The 15,994-nt window shown below is 42.2% G+C and carries 18 protein-coding genes; 1 reads left to right on the forward strand and 17 read right to left on the reverse strand.

Annotated features, from left to right (window positions below):
* Positions 1 to 195: 195 nt before the first annotated feature.
* The 17 genes from lysA to ACUXV2_RS12355 all read right to left on the reverse strand — a co-directional run bounded on the left by lysA (position 196) and on the right by ACUXV2_RS12355 (position 15,717).
* The gene (gene lysA, locus ACUXV2_RS12275; protein WP_446243491.1) at positions 196 to 1,500 is read right to left on the reverse strand and encodes a diaminopimelate decarboxylase; all 1,305 of its coding nucleotides are present in this window, start codon (positions 1,498 to 1,500) and stop codon (positions 196 to 198) included.
* A 254-nt stretch (positions 1,501 to 1,754) separates the two neighbouring features.
* Positions 1,755 to 3,230 (reverse strand): spore germination protein, encoded by a 1,476-nt coding sequence (locus ACUXV2_RS12280; RefSeq protein WP_446243492.1) that lies wholly within the window; start codon positions 3,228 to 3,230, stop codon positions 1,755 to 1,757.
* Positions 3,223 to 3,792: a stage V sporulation protein AE gene (locus ACUXV2_RS12285; RefSeq protein WP_446243493.1), complete on the reverse strand. Its 570-nt coding sequence runs from the start codon at positions 3,790 to 3,792 to the stop codon at positions 3,223 to 3,225. Before ACUXV2_RS12285 ends, ACUXV2_RS12280 begins: the two co-directional genes overlap by 8 nt.
* 189 nt (positions 3,793 to 3,981) lie before the next feature.
* On the reverse strand, positions 3,982 to 4,404 hold the full coding sequence (locus tag ACUXV2_RS12290; RefSeq protein ID WP_446243494.1) for a stage V sporulation protein AB: 423 nt from the start codon (positions 4,402 to 4,404) through the stop codon (positions 3,982 to 3,984).
* Positions 4,394 to 5,014: a stage V sporulation protein AA gene (locus tag ACUXV2_RS12295; protein ID WP_446243495.1), complete on the reverse strand. Its 621-nt coding sequence runs from the start codon at positions 5,012 to 5,014 to the stop codon at positions 4,394 to 4,396. Before ACUXV2_RS12295 ends, ACUXV2_RS12290 begins: the two co-directional genes overlap by 11 nt.
* A 191-nt stretch (positions 5,015 to 5,205) precedes the next feature.
* A complete protein-coding gene (gene sigF / locus ACUXV2_RS12300; RefSeq protein WP_446243496.1) occupies positions 5,206 to 5,967 on the reverse strand; it encodes an RNA polymerase sporulation sigma factor SigF in 762 nt (253 codons plus the stop codon).
* Between the two features lie 12 nt (positions 5,968 to 5,979).
* A complete protein-coding gene (gene spoIIAB / locus ACUXV2_RS12305; protein WP_341982659.1) occupies positions 5,980 to 6,423 on the reverse strand; it encodes an anti-sigma F factor in 444 nt (147 codons plus the stop codon).
* 2 nt (positions 6,424 to 6,425) lie between these two features.
* Positions 6,426 to 6,776: an anti-sigma F factor antagonist gene (gene spoIIAA / locus ACUXV2_RS12310; RefSeq protein WP_446243497.1), complete on the reverse strand. Its 351-nt coding sequence runs from the start codon at positions 6,774 to 6,776 to the stop codon at positions 6,426 to 6,428.
* A 115-nt stretch (positions 6,777 to 6,891) separates the two neighbouring features.
* The gene (locus tag ACUXV2_RS12315; protein ID WP_446243498.1) at positions 6,892 to 8,058 is read right to left on the reverse strand and encodes a D-alanyl-D-alanine carboxypeptidase family protein; all 1,167 of its coding nucleotides are present in this window, start codon (positions 8,056 to 8,058) and stop codon (positions 6,892 to 6,894) included.
* A gap of 581 nt (positions 8,059 to 8,639) precedes the next feature.
* On the reverse strand, positions 8,640 to 9,944 hold the full coding sequence (locus ACUXV2_RS12320; RefSeq protein WP_446243499.1) for a pyrimidine-nucleoside phosphorylase: 1,305 nt from the start codon (positions 9,942 to 9,944) through the stop codon (positions 8,640 to 8,642).
* A gap of 65 nt (positions 9,945 to 10,009) precedes the next feature.
* Positions 10,010 to 10,825 carry a purine-nucleoside phosphorylase gene (locus ACUXV2_RS12325; RefSeq protein WP_446243500.1) on the reverse strand — a complete coding sequence of 272 codons (816 nt, stop codon included), beginning with the start codon at positions 10,823 to 10,825 and terminating at the stop codon, positions 10,010 to 10,012.
* A 92-nt stretch (positions 10,826 to 10,917) separates the two neighbouring features.
* On the reverse strand, positions 10,918 to 12,102 hold the full coding sequence (gene deoB, locus ACUXV2_RS12330) for a phosphopentomutase (RefSeq protein ID WP_446243501.1): 1,185 nt from the start codon (positions 12,100 to 12,102) through the stop codon (positions 10,918 to 10,920).
* Between the two features lie 251 nt (positions 12,103 to 12,353).
* Complete coding sequence (xerD, locus tag ACUXV2_RS12335) at positions 12,354 to 13,247, reverse strand: site-specific tyrosine recombinase XerD (RefSeq protein WP_446243502.1); 894 nt, start codon at positions 13,245 to 13,247, stop codon at positions 12,354 to 12,356.
* 6 nt (positions 13,248 to 13,253) lie between these two features.
* Positions 13,254 to 13,481, reverse strand: a complete 228-nt coding sequence (locus ACUXV2_RS12340; protein WP_175991142.1) for a YqzK family protein — start codon at positions 13,479 to 13,481, stop codon at positions 13,254 to 13,256.
* 290 nt (positions 13,482 to 13,771) lie between these two features.
* Positions 13,772 to 14,227: a ferric iron uptake transcriptional regulator gene (fur, locus tag ACUXV2_RS12345; RefSeq protein ID WP_446243503.1), complete on the reverse strand. Its 456-nt coding sequence runs from the start codon at positions 14,225 to 14,227 to the stop codon at positions 13,772 to 13,774.
* 109 nt (positions 14,228 to 14,336) lie between these two features.
* Positions 14,337 to 14,990 carry a stage II sporulation protein M gene (spoIIM, locus tag ACUXV2_RS12350; protein WP_446247064.1) on the reverse strand — a complete coding sequence of 218 codons (654 nt, stop codon included), beginning with the start codon at positions 14,988 to 14,990 and terminating at the stop codon, positions 14,337 to 14,339.
* Between the two features lie 178 nt (positions 14,991 to 15,168).
* Entirely contained in the window at positions 15,169 to 15,717 is a 549-nt protein-coding gene (locus tag ACUXV2_RS12355) for an NUDIX domain-containing protein (protein WP_446243504.1), read from the reverse strand.
* 81 nt (positions 15,718 to 15,798) lie between these two features.
* Between ACUXV2_RS12355 and mciZ the strand changes: the two genes are divergently transcribed.
* Complete coding sequence (mciZ, locus tag ACUXV2_RS12360) at positions 15,799 to 15,930, forward strand: Z-ring formation inhibitor MciZ (RefSeq protein WP_446243505.1); 132 nt, start codon at positions 15,799 to 15,801, stop codon at positions 15,928 to 15,930.
* Positions 15,931 to 15,994: the final 64 nt, after the last annotated feature.

Here is a 15,994-nt window from a genome sequence, read left to right on the forward strand (position 1 = left end):
ATAAAAAACAGCAGTCCATTATTCAGTTTCATGCTAACGTTCACCTTCACTATGTAGATATTTATTCCATGTTCATTGTATATAAAATCAATCAATAATGGAAGTCCTGTCCCTCCTGCAATTATCACTCTTCTGTTCATAACAAATAAAATAAGCAGTTCGAAAGCCATCACATGGTTTTCGAACTGCTTTATATTATGTCAGTGATTGATCCAGTGTGATCAGGTCCTCATAGGTTTCACGGCGGACAACAAGTTTTGACTTTCCATTCTCCACGAATACGACAGGAGGACGCGGAATGCGGTTATAGTTGTTTGCCATCGAGTATCCGTATGCACCTGTGCAGAACACAGCCAGTACATCTCCTGCTTCCGCCTTCGGAAGAGGCAAATTCCATATGAGCATGTCACCGGACTCACAGCATTTCCCCGCTATCGACACGGTCTCCTGAGGAGCATCGTCTGCCTTATTGGCTATGACCGCCTCATACTTGGCTTTGTACAAAGCCGGCCGGATGTTGTCACTCATTCCTCCATCAACAGCAAGGTATTTTCGGATATTGGGTACCTCTTTGCTTGATCCGACCGTATACAAACTGGTCCCCGCATCACCTACCAGCGATCGTCCAGGTTCAATCCAGATTTCAGGTATGCCCAGACCGAATTTGGATACCTCATCTTTGACTGCATGAATCATTTCCTTCACATACTGTGAAGGAGGAATCGGGTCATCCTCTTGTGTATACCGAATGCCAAATCCCCCTCCAAGGTTAATGACTTTTGGAATGAAGCCGTATGACGACTTCCACTCTGCAATCTTCTCGATTATTTTCTTTGCAGCCAGGATGAAACCTGTCGTTTCAAAAATTTGTGATCCGATGTGACAATGCAGACCCAATAACTCTATGTATTCTGAATTCAGCGACTGCTTCATCGCTTCTTCAGCTTGACCATTCTGCAGGTCAAATCCAAATTTCGAATCTTCCTGACCGGTCAGGATATAGTCATGTGTATGTGCCTCGATGCCCGGTGTCACCCTCAATAACACGTTTGTCTGCTGTTTCATTTCATTTGTGATATCAGATATAAGCATAAGTTCATGAAAATTATCGACAACAATACAGCCAACTTTACTTTCCACGGCCATCTCGAGTTCCTCGCGCGATTTATTATTCCCGTTAAAATGAATTCTTTCTGACGGGAATTTAGCCTTTAGAGCCGTAAACAACTCTCCGCCCGATACTACATCCAACGACAATCCTTCTTCTTTCATTAATTGGAAAATCGCAATGCTTGAAAATGCTTTACTGGCGTATGCTACTTCCGCTTTCACACCCAGCTGCTGAAACGTTTCTTTAAATCCTCTCGCTCTTTCTCTTATTAAGGCAGTATCATAGACATAAAGGGGGGTCCCGTACTGTTTAACAAGATCGATCGTACTGACCCCTCCGATCATTAAATGTCCATCACGATTGATATCTGCTGATCCATGAAGATGCATGAAACGCTCATTCCCCTCTTTGATCCATTACTGATTGGCTGTTTTCTTACCGCTAGCTGCTTTTCGTCCATAATCCAGAGTCTGACCTAGGAGTGTCCACGTCCCTTTTCAAACTCAAGCTTATTGCAGATAAGGACATACAAGCGAAAATACACAAGTCCCAGTATCTTCTTGTGTGTAAAGCAACAAAGAATGTGAAAAGAGCCTGCTGATTAAAAGTAATTTAACACAGATCTAGAGGTGTTGCAATATTCTTACGATTTAGCCGGCTGCTTATATTTATTGCGCGGCTGTACGATACTTGGACGAATCTTGGCACCAGGCATCGAACGTCTGATAAGAATCTGGACGAACGCTTTCGGACTGAACGGGATCAATGGCCATAAGTAAGGTGTATTAAGCGATTTGATATTTGTGACAAATAGGATGTAGAGCGTACAGCCGATGACAAGCCCGGGAATATGGAAGAATGCCACAGCCACAAGAAGAAGAAGCCTTGCCATTTTATTGGCGACGCTCAATTCATAGCTCGGTGTAGCAAATGTTCCGATTGAAGCCACCGCTACATAAAGTATTACCTCAGGCTGAAACAATCCGACATCGATGGCGATTTGTCCGATTAATACCGCTGCAATCAGACCCATGGCGGTAGAGAGAGGTGTAGGAGTATGAATGGCGGCTATCCTGAACATTTCCACCCCTATGTCCGCAATGAATAATTGAGCGATGATCGGGATATTCGTCTGTTCGTTCGGTCCGATGAATTCCAGCCCCTTTGGCAGCAATGTCGGGTCAAGAACGAATAAATACCACAGCGGAAGCAGGAACAATGAAGCAAGCAACCCCAAGAACCTGGTCCATTTCACAAAAGTCCCGACTGCTGGAGACTGTCTGTATTCTTCCGCATGCTGAAGGTGATGAAAGAAAGTAGTCGGTGTAATAATGACACTTGGGGAAGTATCAACGAAAATGAGGACATGGCCTTCCAGTAAGTGAGTGGCTGCCACATCTGCCCTTTCGGTATAGCGTACAAGAGGGTAAGGGTTATACCCCTGCTTCACCAGGAACTCTTCAACCGTTTTATCGGCCATGGTCAATCCATCAATCTTAATGCTTTTTAATTCTTTTTTGATTACTTCTATCAAGCTGGGGTTGGCCACATCATCTATATAAGCAATCGATATATCTGTTTTCGAACGTTCCCCGATACGGAAAATTTCGAATCTCAACCTCGGATCTCTGATTCTGCGTCTCGTTAAAGCCGTGTTTATGATAATATTTTCTACATATCCGTCACGGGATCCGCGAACAACTTTTTCCGTATCCGGTTCCATTGGCTGACGGCCTGGATAACTTCTTACATCAACAATCAGAGCCTCGGAATACCCTTCAACCACGACAGCGATCAACCCTGATAATACTTCATCAACCGCTTCCTCAATTGTTTTAACCGGTTCAACCGACTGATGAACCAACCGGTTATGAACGATATCGAATAAATGGGTGGACAGACGTTCATTATCATTTATGGCCACAAGCTCTTCCACAAGTTCAATGATATACCCTGCATCTGTCAAACCATTGATATAGTAAAATTGAACATTTTTCTTTAGGATTTTTAATTTTCTGACGCCAAGGTCGAAGCTTTTATTCAGACCCACGTTCTTTTGCATATATTCCTCTAAAACAGCCGGGTCCTTTGGAATGGGTGTCTTTTTAATTTCAGGCATGATAACCGCTCCTTTCAAAGATGATTTCCACCGCTTTTTTTGTAATGGGAGCTCCTTGTGAGTAGTCGTCTCTTTTCGCCATCTTTCCTATATCACCTATTCCAACAATGACAGGAACGTCTAATTCATCCAGGCAATAAACGGTGTCCCCATTCATTCTCCCTATTTCAAGTTCGGGTACACCAAATTTGTCTACACCGTAGGGAGTCAATTCTCCAAACTTATCAATACAGACATCCACTCTTGTCCACTCCGCTTGACGAGTTTTGCTCGCCACTGCGATGATTCCGAGAACGTCGATGTCCGAGTGATTCGCGACATATTTTAATGCCGTTTCCCCTGCACCTTCGCCAATATAACCACTATCATCAAACATGACAAAGACAGGATCATTTTTAGCTCTTTTTATGAGCTTCACAATTTCAGGACCACGAAGGACGGAAGGATTCCCTTTGGAACTTGAGATACAGCGTCCTCCATAATCCTTTGCTACCCTCTCAATTGCTCTTTTCGCATATTCATCTCCATCTGTAATCAGAACCACTTTTCTTTTTTCACCCATAGAAAAACCCCTGCCTCAAACTTCTTTATTTACGGCTGCTTTCTGAAAGATTGCTGCTTTTCGTAAGTTCACTGCGAAGTTTGTATTAATGTTGTGCACGTGCTCAATACGAACGATCGAGGGTACGATTGAACATACCCAAGTCGGTAATTTCTTCTGTGAAAAACAACAAAGTATGCGAAAAGAGCCTCATTGATGAACCAAGTACAGCCAATGAAAAAGGGAGCCGAATATCTTACCGAATACAATGGCCATGATCAATACGACAATTTGTCCCTCAATTCCAATCCGCTTCGCAAGGATGGGAAAGACATTCAGGACTTCGGTTAATGCTGCTGCCAATAGCCCGATAAAAACCCCGCTGGCGAGCCCCATCGGTATCAGTACGATAGGATTCATATGCATCGTGTAATTGTTTAAACTGATAAATCCCCCGGTCAGCGCCCCCGTGATTACCGCAATTTCATAATAGTGAATCATTTTCATCGTTTTAGTCAATTGTGTCAGCCTAGGTATGATCCCTAATACGGTTAGAAAGGCTACAAAGCCAGACCCTACTGCCAATCCGCCTGCAAAACCAATAAATAATGTCAGAATCACGCTAATTGTCATCTAATTTCTTCATACTTTCTTTGTTTTCATGCATAATCACATATTGGTCCAGATCCTGCTGGTAATTGAACATTTCTACTTCTAACGGACTCGGTTCTTCGTTCAATCTCTTGCGGAAGATATGGTTAAAGAAAAGGATCATTCCCAGACCAAGACCAAAGGAATATGGGATTTGAAACAGTAACGGATGCGGATCTTCTTCACCGGTTATGAAATGATAAAGTGTTTGATGAACCTGTCTCATGCTTACATCTTCGTGAAAATTCATGATGGCCATTGCAGCACCAATAAACAAAAGCATCCACACACCTATGAATAGCGGAAGGGAGACCTTCTTCTTTTCATAGATGACTTCAATGATGCTTTGTGCAGGACCAATCGTTTGGATGTCCAAATGAAGATGGTTCACTGAGATTCTCTTGATCACAGTCATGACATCAATGACGATAATGTTTTTATCAGAAGGTTCAACTTTGTGAATATGAATGCGCTTTAAGTCTTCAAGCACATCTTCAGGGGCGATGATCTGCGCCAATTGACCGAGATTTACCATACTATCTGATTTGACTTGAACACGATGCCTCAGCCTAATGTACACAATTCCTTCCATGCTGTTCACTTCCTGAAAACGTGATTTTCCCCTTGTACCAATAGTATGGATTAACGGAAATAATTTATGTAAGTTGTGAAGGCGACATATACTCTCAATACTTCTTTCGCTGCGCTCCTGTTTTCACAAAAAAAATAACCTTATCCCTTTTTGTCCCAAAATTTTTGAGAAAAAAGGATAAGGCAGCTAGTTTATTCGGTATACATATGTTCCTTCATTGTCTGTAATATCTTCTTTTCAAGCCTCGATACCTGAACCTGTGAAATACCGAGACGGTCAGCAACTTCAGATTGAGTCTGATCTTTGTAATATCTTAAATAGACGATCAAACGCTCTCGTTCATCCAATTCACGAATGGCTTCTTTTAACGCAATCTTATCGAACCATTTATGGTTGGTATTGTCGGCAATCTGATCCAATAATGTAATCGGGTCCCCATCATTTTCATAAACGGTCTCATGAATCGATGACGGTGCCCGGCTGGCTTCCTGAGCCATGATGACTTCCTCGATTGAATATTCCAGATGCTCGGCAAGTTCACTGACAGTCGGCACCCTCCCGAACTTCTTCGAAAGCTCATCCTTTGCTTTACGAATCTTATTCCCCATTTCTTTCAGGGAACGGCTTACCTTTACGGTGCCATCATCTCTGATGAATCGCTGGATCTCACCAATGATCATCGGAACAGCATAGGTCGAGAATTTCACATCGTAACTCAAGTCAAATTTATCCACTGATTTCAGCAGCCCGATACAGCCTATTTGAAAAAGATCATCCGGTTCATACCCTCTGTTAAGAAAACGCTGAACGACGGACCATACCAGTCTCATATTCTTCTGCACAATGGTATCCCTGGCAGCCTGGTCGCCTGTCTGGCTTTTCTTTATGAGTTCCTTTACTTCATGATCCTTCAAGAAAGGCTGGGATTTTTCATTTTTCACTTCGACATCCATAGGCACGACTCCTTAATTGCATAGCGCTTTACTGTTGGTCAAGTGCTTCTTCAGTCTAACTGTGGTGCCTGTACCCGGGTGTGATGACACTTCTACCTCGTCCATGAAGTTTTCCATAATGGTAAAGCCCATGCCTGAACGTTCAAGTTCCGGTTTGGACGTATATAAAGGCTGTCTGGCTTCTTCCACATCTCCAATGCCGATCCCTTCATCCCGAATCGTCATGTCGATGAATCCATCCTCTTCCATTACTACTGAAATATACACAATCCCATTTGGATTGTTTTCATAGCCATGAATGATCGCATTCGTGACGGCTTCAGAAACAACTGTTTTGATTTCCGTCAATTCATCCATCGTAGGATCTAACTGAGCGATAAAAGACGCGACAGTCACTCGGGCAAATGATTCATTTTGACTCAGGGAACTAAATTGAATGTTCATCTCGTTTCTCATATTCAGGCGACCCCCAATCTTTGTAATGCATTTTCCTCAGATGGTTCAAGACGGATGATCTTAAACAATCCGGACATTTCAAATAATCGGTTGACTGCAGGGGAAATCGCGCAAACCACCATTTCTCCATGCTTTTGTTTGATCTGTTTGTATCGCCCTAATATGACTCCCAGCCCCGAGCTGTCCATGAAGCCGAGTTCTTCCAAGTTCAGAATGATATGTTTGATATTCTCACTCTCGATAATCTTTGAAGATTCTTCCCTTAATTCTTCTGCCGTATGATGATCCAACTCTCCACTCAGACGGATGCACAACACATCTTTTTTCACTTCAAGGTTAATAGCAAGACTCACTATCAGAAAGCCTCCTTCTCTGTCGTATAGTGAGTCATTTCGCTATTATGATGCCGATATCCTTCTCTGTGACAAAACTAGAAGAAATTCGCCAGAATCTGTGTTTTTTTTCGTATCAGTTACCAACTTTTGTGAACATTCCGAATGAACGTTTGTATAACTGCCACCAGCTCGCTTCATTTACATCCTGTTTTGCAACAAGCTCGCTTTCAAGAACTTTCTTCCCTTTATTCTTGATCACCAGGGTCCCTACTTTATCGCCCTTTTTAATTGGAGCTTTTAAGTCTTTGGAAAGTGTTATTTTCTGTTCCACCTTATCAAGTTTTTCACCTTTCTTGGCAAGAATGGAGATTGGTTCGTCCGTAACCGCCTGAACTTTGCTTTCTTGTCCTTTGGATACTTTCACCTGGGAGAGCTGTTCCCCTTTTTTGAACATTGGTTTCGTCTGATATTGATTGAAGGCATAATCAAGCATCTTCGTCACTTCACTGTTCCGTTCTTTCGGAGTCGAAGCCCCGAATACGACTGCAATGACTCTCATATTTCCTTTTTTAGCGGTCGCTGTTAAACAATATTTCGCTTCGTTCGTGAAACCTGTTTTTAACCCGTCCACTCCATCATAAAAACGGACCAGCTTATTCGTATTGACCAGCCAGAATTTATTTTCTGTGTCTTCACGAAGGTAAGATTCATATGTGCCGGTAAATTTGGTGATTTCATTGTATTTCAGCAGTTCCTTTGCCATCATGCTCATATCATGTGCTGAGCTGTAATGATCTTTAGCAGGCAGCCCGGTCGGATTTTGGAACTGTGTATCCTTCAATCCTATTTCTTTCACTTTTTTGTTCATCTTCTCCACAAAAGCCTCTTCACTGCCCGCAATATGTTCAGCCATCGCAACAGATGCATCGTTTGCAGAACCAATTGCAATACCTGTCAGCATCTCTTTGACTGTCATTGATTCGCCTGCCTCGAGGAAAATCTGTGACCCGCCCATGGAGGCTGCGTATTCGCTGGTCCTTACTTCATCATCCCACTTGATTTGTCCTTTCTCCAGGGCTTCCATGATCAGAAGCATCGTCATGATCTTTGTCATCGATGCAGGTGCCAATTTTTCATGACTATTCTTATCATATAGAACCGTACCTGTATCACGTTCAATCAATATAGCTGACTTTGCTGCCTGAGCCAGTTCAGTCTTATTCTCCTGGGCGGAACCAATCGAAGGGAATAGGGAAACTATAAGAAAAAATGCTGCCATTATACACAAAACACGTTTCATTAAACTGTCCTCCAATCAAAATCTCTCATTTATTCAATACTTATAGAACCATTTTTTCCATCGGAACCATTTTTATACAAATAATTTTCAAAATAATAAGGGTCACGCATAGACTCTTTAAGAGAAACAAGCGAAATAAAACAAAACAGAAAACAGGCTCCGTTTAGGGAACCTGTTTATGTTTTAATCAAAATATCTGCAATATCACTTATTATGCTCATTTTAGATGGATTTGGATTCAAACCCACCAGGCAGGCCAAACCAACACACCTTGAATGCTGAATTCATAGTTAAATGGGCTTACTAAATCCCTTTTTAGAAGTACCTTTCCATATTGTATAGAAGGAATCTTTCAGTTTAGGAAAGTAATCTTCGAGTTGAGGCCGATAATCTTTTACTTTTGACCATTAATCTTTCCATTTTACTCTTTTATCTTTCGATTCCGCCGATAATTCCATCACATGGTAAAATAAGGGATATACCGATTTGCATTGGTCTTTAGCATACCATGATTCCCTGGAACGGAAAAAAAGCCCCTGCAAAAGGACGAATCCTCTCACAAAGGCTTTTACAATTTGTGATTAATTTGTGATTTCGGTGTGGACCAGGGTAGGAGCATCCACTTTTTTCGAAGAGACCTTGATGCTTTCATATAACTTATTCTTTACGTCTTCAATGTCTTCCTCGTTACTGTAGATGGTCACAAGGGAATCCCCGGCTTTTACTTCGTCCCCGATTTTCTTCCTTAATTCAAGACCTACTGCCAGGTCGATTACAGAATCCTTGGTAGCTCTTCCGGCTCCAAGCCACATTGCTGCAGTACCAACAGAATCGGCGATGATTTCTGATACATAGCCATCTTCTTTGGCCCCGAGTTCCACTTTGTATTGAGCTTGCGGAAGCTTGGATGGATCATCGACGACTGAAGCATCCCCTCCCTGTGATTCAAGGAATACTTTGAAGTTTTCCAGTGCAGATCCGTCTTCTATTGCTTTTTGCAGGACTTCTCTTGCTTCTGAAAGTGATGACGCTTTTTCTGCAAGATAAACCATATGACTTCCAAGTGTCAGGCATAATTCTGTTAAGTCTTCCGGACCTTCGCCTTTAAGGGTATCAATCGCTTCTTTCACTTCTAAAGCATTCCCGATCGCAAACCCAAGCGGCTGGCTCATGTCGGAAATGACTGCCATTGTTTTTCTTCCCACATTATTCCCGATGTTCACCATCGCTTTGGCAAGATTTTCAGAGTCCTCGAGAGTCTTCATGAATGCCCCTGCACCCGTCTTGACATCAAGGACAATCGCGTCAGCTCCTGCAGCGATTTTCTTACTCATGATGGAGCTTGCAATCAGCGGGATGCTATCAACGGTTGCTGTCACGTCCCGTAATGAATAAAGCTTTTTATCCGCAGGCGTCAAATTTCCGCTTTGTCCGATAACGGCCAGCTTATTTTTGTTCACCAAACGAATGAACTCATCATTTTCAATCTCTACATGAAATCCTTCAACTGCTTCTAGCTTGTCAATGGTTCCACCGGTATGACCGAGTCCTCTTCCGCTCATTTTAGCGACCGGTACACCTACAGCTGCCACTAATGGTCCAAGTACAAGAGTGGTCGTATCCCCGACTCCGCCTGTTGAATGCTTATCGACCTTTATACCTTCAATTGCCGATAAATCGATCTGATCGCCTGACTCAACCATCGCCATCGTTAAATCAGCCCGTTCCCTTTCACTCATATCCTTGAAGAAAATTGCCATCGTCAAGGCACTTAGCTGATAATCCGGAATTGATCCGTCTGTATATCCATCTATGATAAATTTGATTTCTTCCGTTGTCAGTTCTTTACCATCACGTTTCTTTTCTATTAGATCTACCATTCTCATTTCAGTTCACCTGCTTCAATAAATTTTAATCCGTTTCCGTCATTCCGATCTCAGTCAATTGTAAGTTAAATCGACTTAACAATTTCCTTTACGTAAGATAGGAAGTTTGCACGGACCATTTCGGTTGTTTCTATGACTTCATCATGTGATAGGGGCTGATCAAGTATTCCGGCTGCCATATTTGAAATGCAGGAAATACCCAATACTTTAATACCCGCATGACGTGCAACAATCACTTCAGGTACTGTGGACATCCCTACTGCGTCTCCCCCCAATGTACGGGCAAGTCTGACTTCTGCCGGCGTCTCATATACAGGACCTGTATTCCCTACATAAACCCCTTCTTGGATCTTCAAGGAAAGTCCATCCGCAATTTCCCGTGCCTTTTGACGAAGTTCTTTATCATACGCCTGGGACATATCCGGGAATCTCGCGCCAAGACGGGAATCGTTCGGTCCGATCAGAGGGTTTCCTCCCATATTATTGATATGATCAGAAATCAACATCAGATCTCCGGCTTCGAAATTTTCGTTCACTCCGCCTGCTGCATTGGTCACGATAAGAATTTCCACGCCGAGTTCTTTCATGACGCGTACAGGGAATGTCACTTTATCGAATCCGTATCCTTCGTAGTAATGGAAACGTCCCTGCATGGCAACGACTTCCTGACCGGATAATTGTCCGAACACAAGCTGTCCTGCATGACCTGCCACTGTGGAAACAGGGAAGTCCGGTATCTCTTTATAAGGAATTTTTACGGCATTTTGGATTTCATCCGCCAGGACACCCAATCCCGATCCCAATATCAGACCGATCCGAGGGTTACCTGTGTATTGATTTTTCAAATGATTAGCAGCATTTTGTATCGTTTCATAATTCATGTTCATTGACTCCTTTTTATTAGTCTAAACAGAAAGAGGAGATGAGACGGAGAACCCAGATTTTCCATTCATCTCTACTTCTGATTTCATTTTTATTTCAATTGTGATAGGAAGCTTTTTCCGAATTTCGGCATGTTGACATTGAAGTTATCCGCTACCGTCGCGCCGATATCTGCGAAGGTTTCTCTTACTGGAAGTTCATTTCCTTTACTGAAACGCTTTGAGTATGCAAGAAGCGGTACATATTCCCTCGTATGATCTGTTCCCGGGGCTGTCGGATCATTTCCATGATCAGCAGTGATAAGGAGAAGATCATCTTCTGTCATTTTTTCAAATACCTCCGGAAGACGCGCATCAAATTCTTCCAGCGCTTTTCCATAACCTTCTGGATCCCGGCGGTGACCGTATAAAGCATCGAAATCGACCAGATTCAGGAAGCTGAGCCCCGTAAACGACTCATCGAACGTTTTAATGAGTACATCCATCCCGTCCATATTATGTCTCGTACGAATGGCTTTCGTTACGCCTTCACCATTAAAAATGTCTGAGATTTTACCGAGCGCAATGACATCGAACCCGGAATCCTTCAGCTCATTCATGACAGTACGGTTAAATGGCTTTAACGCATAGTCATGGCGGTTGGATGTCCGCTTAAAGCTTCCCGGCTCTCCGACAAATGGTCGGGCAATGACACGACCGACTAGATATTCTTCGTCCATTGTAATTTCACGTGCGATTTCACAAATTTTATACTGTTCTTCGATAGGGATGATGTCTTCATGTGCTGCAATTTGCAGAACAGGATCCGCAGATGTGTAAACAATCAAAGCCCCTGTTTCCATATGTTCTTTCCCAAGTTCTTCAATAATGGCTGTGCCGCTTGCAGGTTTGTTTCCGATCACCGTTCTGCCTGTCTCTGCCTCAAGCTTTTGAATCAATTTCTCAGGAAATCCATCGGGATACGTTTTGAATGGAGTATCGATATGAAGACCCATGATCTCCCAGTGGCCGGTCATCGTATCTTTCCCTACAGATGATTCCTGCATCTTGGTGAAATAAGCGAGAGGAGATTCAGCTTTATCGACTCCTTTCACTTCCTTGATATTTGAAAGGCCCAATTTTGCCATATTCGGCATGTTCAACCCATTCATATGTTCAGCGATATGTCCCAGAGTATCCGTTCCTTTATCATTGAACAGTTCAGCATCAGGAGCTTCCCCGATTCCAACTGAATCCATTACAATCAAGTGCACTCGCTTATATGTATAGCTACTCATTTAATATCCTCCTATTATAGCTGCTTTATTTGTACAATACGTTTAATCTTTATCAGCAAACGTTTTAGGCCACATGGAAAAAAGCGGTTACATTTTGTGTCCCTAAGCGTATCTTACCCCTAACTTTAACGTATCAATCGAATGTGCATCACGTCAGAAGTCTGACATCTATATTCTACTTTTCCCTATTCAAAAAAACAAGAGAGAACCCCTTAAAGTTTGGATAATTTCTTTAAGAAGTCTCTCTTTCATTATGCCCTGGGGTGAAACTTTGAATAAACATCTTTCAACCGGGTTTTGGTCACATGAGTATAAATTTGAGTCGTTGATATATCAGCATGGCCAAGCATTTCCTGGACGGCCCTCAAATCTGCACCATTTTCCAGTAAATGTGTGGCAAAAGAATGCCTTAATGTATGAGGAGTCAAATCTTTTTCGATATTTGCTTTTTTAGCAAGCGTCTTCAGGTTCTTCCAGAATCCTTGCCTTGTTAAGCCTTTACCATGGTGATTTAAGAACAGGTGGTCATCATTATGCTTTTTGGACCTCAATTTCAGCCTGGCATCTTCCAAATATTTTTCCAGTACAGTCATGGCAGTCTTGCCGATGGGGATGATTCTTTCCTTATTCCCCTTACCGATACAGCGAACAAACCCCATTGTCAGATGGACATCCTCCATTTTAAGTGAAATGAGCTCGCTCACACGGATGCCTGTTGCGTACAGTATTTCCAGCATCGCCTTGTCCCTCATCCCCAAAGGTGTAGATTCCACCGGTGCCTCAAGTAGCGCTTCCACTTCTTCTATGCTTAATATCCTTGGCAGATTTCTCTCTGTCTTTGGTGTTTCAATATGCACTGTCGGATCTTGATCTGTAGTCTTTTCCCTGAGGAGAAACTGATGAAATGATCGAATCGAAGCCACATGTCTGGCAATCGTTTTCGAGGATTTCCCCTGATCCTTCAGGTGTCCCAGGAACTGGACGATATTTACCCTGGTGACATCATTGAGTGACGAAATCTCTTCAACTTTGGTTAAGTACAGCCCATAGTTCCTTAAGTCACGCTGATAGGATTCAATGGTGTTCTTCGCAAGTCCTTTCTCAACAATCAAAAAATGCATATAGTCTTTAATCTCGTCTTCCAAATTGCATTACTCCCCGTTCATATAAAAAAATAATAATCGATCGTACCAATGGCTTTCTTCATCTGCAACGGAAGAAAACACTTTAACCGCGGCTCCCTCCGGCTCATCGTATTTGTGATACCCTTCGTACTCTTCGCTTATCCATATGATTCCATAATAAAATAATATCGTCGATCCAGTAAATAAAATAAAAACCTTAATGGTCTGCCAGACCACTCCAAGACCTTTTTTCATAAGGTTGTCCTCCATATAAATGATATTTCCACAGTCCATCCATCTCTATAATACAAGCTATGACGATTTTGGACTGTTTTATACCAAGCAGGACAGAATTTTTCATCTTTTTGGCCCGTTACACAGCGTGTTAAGACCACAATAAGCTTTGACAGAACGTGCATATACCAATCAGGCAGCATGATAAAGTGTCTGCCTGAGCAAGATTGATTAAAAAAAGCCCTTAAAGATATGTATAAGATCGTTTCTAATCGAAACAATAACCAGCTTCTTCAGGGCTTTTCCATTTACTATTCAGATTCTTCCTCTTTTTCCTGACATCTTGAACAGATGCCGTGAAAGGTTAATCGATGGTCTTTAATTTTGAATTTCCAATCTCTCTCAACAATCTTTTCAACGTCTTCAAGCAAATCATCCTGTATTTCATCCACCGCTCCGCATTCAATACATACCAAATGATGATGAAAGTGGGCAGCTCCTTCTTGACGCAGGTCATATCGTGATACCCCATCGCCAAAATTGATTTTATCCACGATTTTCAGTTCAGAAAGCAACTCTAGTGTACGATAAACAGTCGCAAGTCCAATTTCCGGAGATTTTTCCTTAACGAGGAGGTATACATCTTCGGCACTCAGGTGATCTTCTTCATGCTCTAACAGCACACGTACAGTAGCTTCACGCTGTGGAGTCAACTTATAACTAGCGGAATGAAGCTGCTTTTTGATTCGTTCGATACGACTTTCCATAGTCCTTCCCTCCCTCGTCAATGTCTATATTATTATATCAAAAAGGGAGGAATAAGCAAAATAAAATTATTATAATGAAGAAAATGAAATCATTATTATATAATAATGATTATTTAATTCTCGAAATGACAGCTTCCATTAAATTAGGAGAAAGATATGCTTCTATGCTGGCCGCGACCGTCACGATTCCCACTGCAATGACAAAGAAAATGACATACCTGGACAGAAAGGGGATGATTTGAAATTGCATGGATGCACTGTTACGTACAAATATTTTACGAATCAAGGTCAGGGAAAAGCTCGCACTGATTACTCCGATGAAGATGAAAGCCGGAATGATAATGATGTTTTGAGGAAGTACGCTGACAAAAGAAAGCAGAAATCCGCTCCATCCCATTTGATTCACAAGAAACCCTACAGAAAATCCGACCACGACCCCCTTCATGAAAAGCAGCACAAAGATCAGGGGCAGGCCAATGATTGATATTCCCAATATCCAAATCAGTCCCAGATATTTTACATTATGAAGGAAGCTTTGTCTGAACAGTTCTTCTGCCGAGGTAATTCTTCCCCCTTCAATCTCACTAAAAAACTTACTCAAATAAAAATATAAATCTTCTTTCTGAGCAAAAGACAGCGAGTTCACCACGATCGCCCCAAAGATGATTCCCATCAAAAACAATGTAATGATAAATAAATAAATCGAGGAATGTGCTTGTACATGTTGAACGAGTGGATTTGAATTTGATATTTTTTTGCGCATCACGACGCTCCCCCTAGAATATCGATTAGTAGAATATATGCAGGATGGGACAAGGATATGCGGCCGGATATCTTTTAACTAACTGACTTTTCATACTCTGGCACGTAATCGACTATACTAAACCAATCTAAAAAAAGAGACGCCTCTTTAAAGTTAAAAAGAGGCGTCTCTTGAGTGTTCATTTATAAAATTTCTGGAGTTGGAGATACTGAACGGCATAGGCTGTTTTGGCATCATAGATCCTTTTCTCTTTAATCAGCCCTAAAGCTTCTTCCATCGTCACCTCTATTAGATCAACAAACTCGTCTTCATCAAGTTCTCTTGCTTCTTCTATACGAGTAATATCTTTTGCTATGTATAGATGCACAAGTTCGTCTGCAAACCCTGGGGAAGTGTAGAAGGAAATAAGGTGCTCAAGCGTTTCACAACCGTACCCGGTTTCTTCTTCCAGCTCCCTGGCAGCCGTTATGATCGGTTCTTCGCCAGGTTCAAGCTTACCGGCAGGAATCTCAACGATTGATTTTTCCAATGCCTTCCGATACTGCTCCACCATCACGATCTTGCCTTCCGGTGTCAAAGCGATGACCGCAACGGCCCCTGGATGTTTGATCAATTCTCTTTTGGACGTCTTTCCGTTCGGAAGCTGCACTTCATCAACTTGCAGATCAATGATTTTTCCTTGATAAATCGTTTCACTATTGAGCGTCTTCTCTTCGAATTTTTTCACTATTCAACTCTCCTTGTTCTCACAATCAATTTACCTTCATACATTTTACCATATTTCATAGAAAGGATGAGGTGACCGCTTTTGCAGGTAATCGTAGAGAAAAACCGAGTCGTACTTGCCGGAAAGGTTTGGGAAGTCAGGGCAAAGCTGAAGGAATACAGCAAGAAATATGATACCGTCAAGGAGTGGACAGAAACATCCATCAAGGGATAGGTGATGTTTGCCGATCCCACCCCAATTATAAAAAGCGTATCTTTTGTTTAACCGTCCCTGCTTT

The sequence above is a fragment of the Rossellomorea sp. NS-SX7 genome (assembly GCF_052828565.1).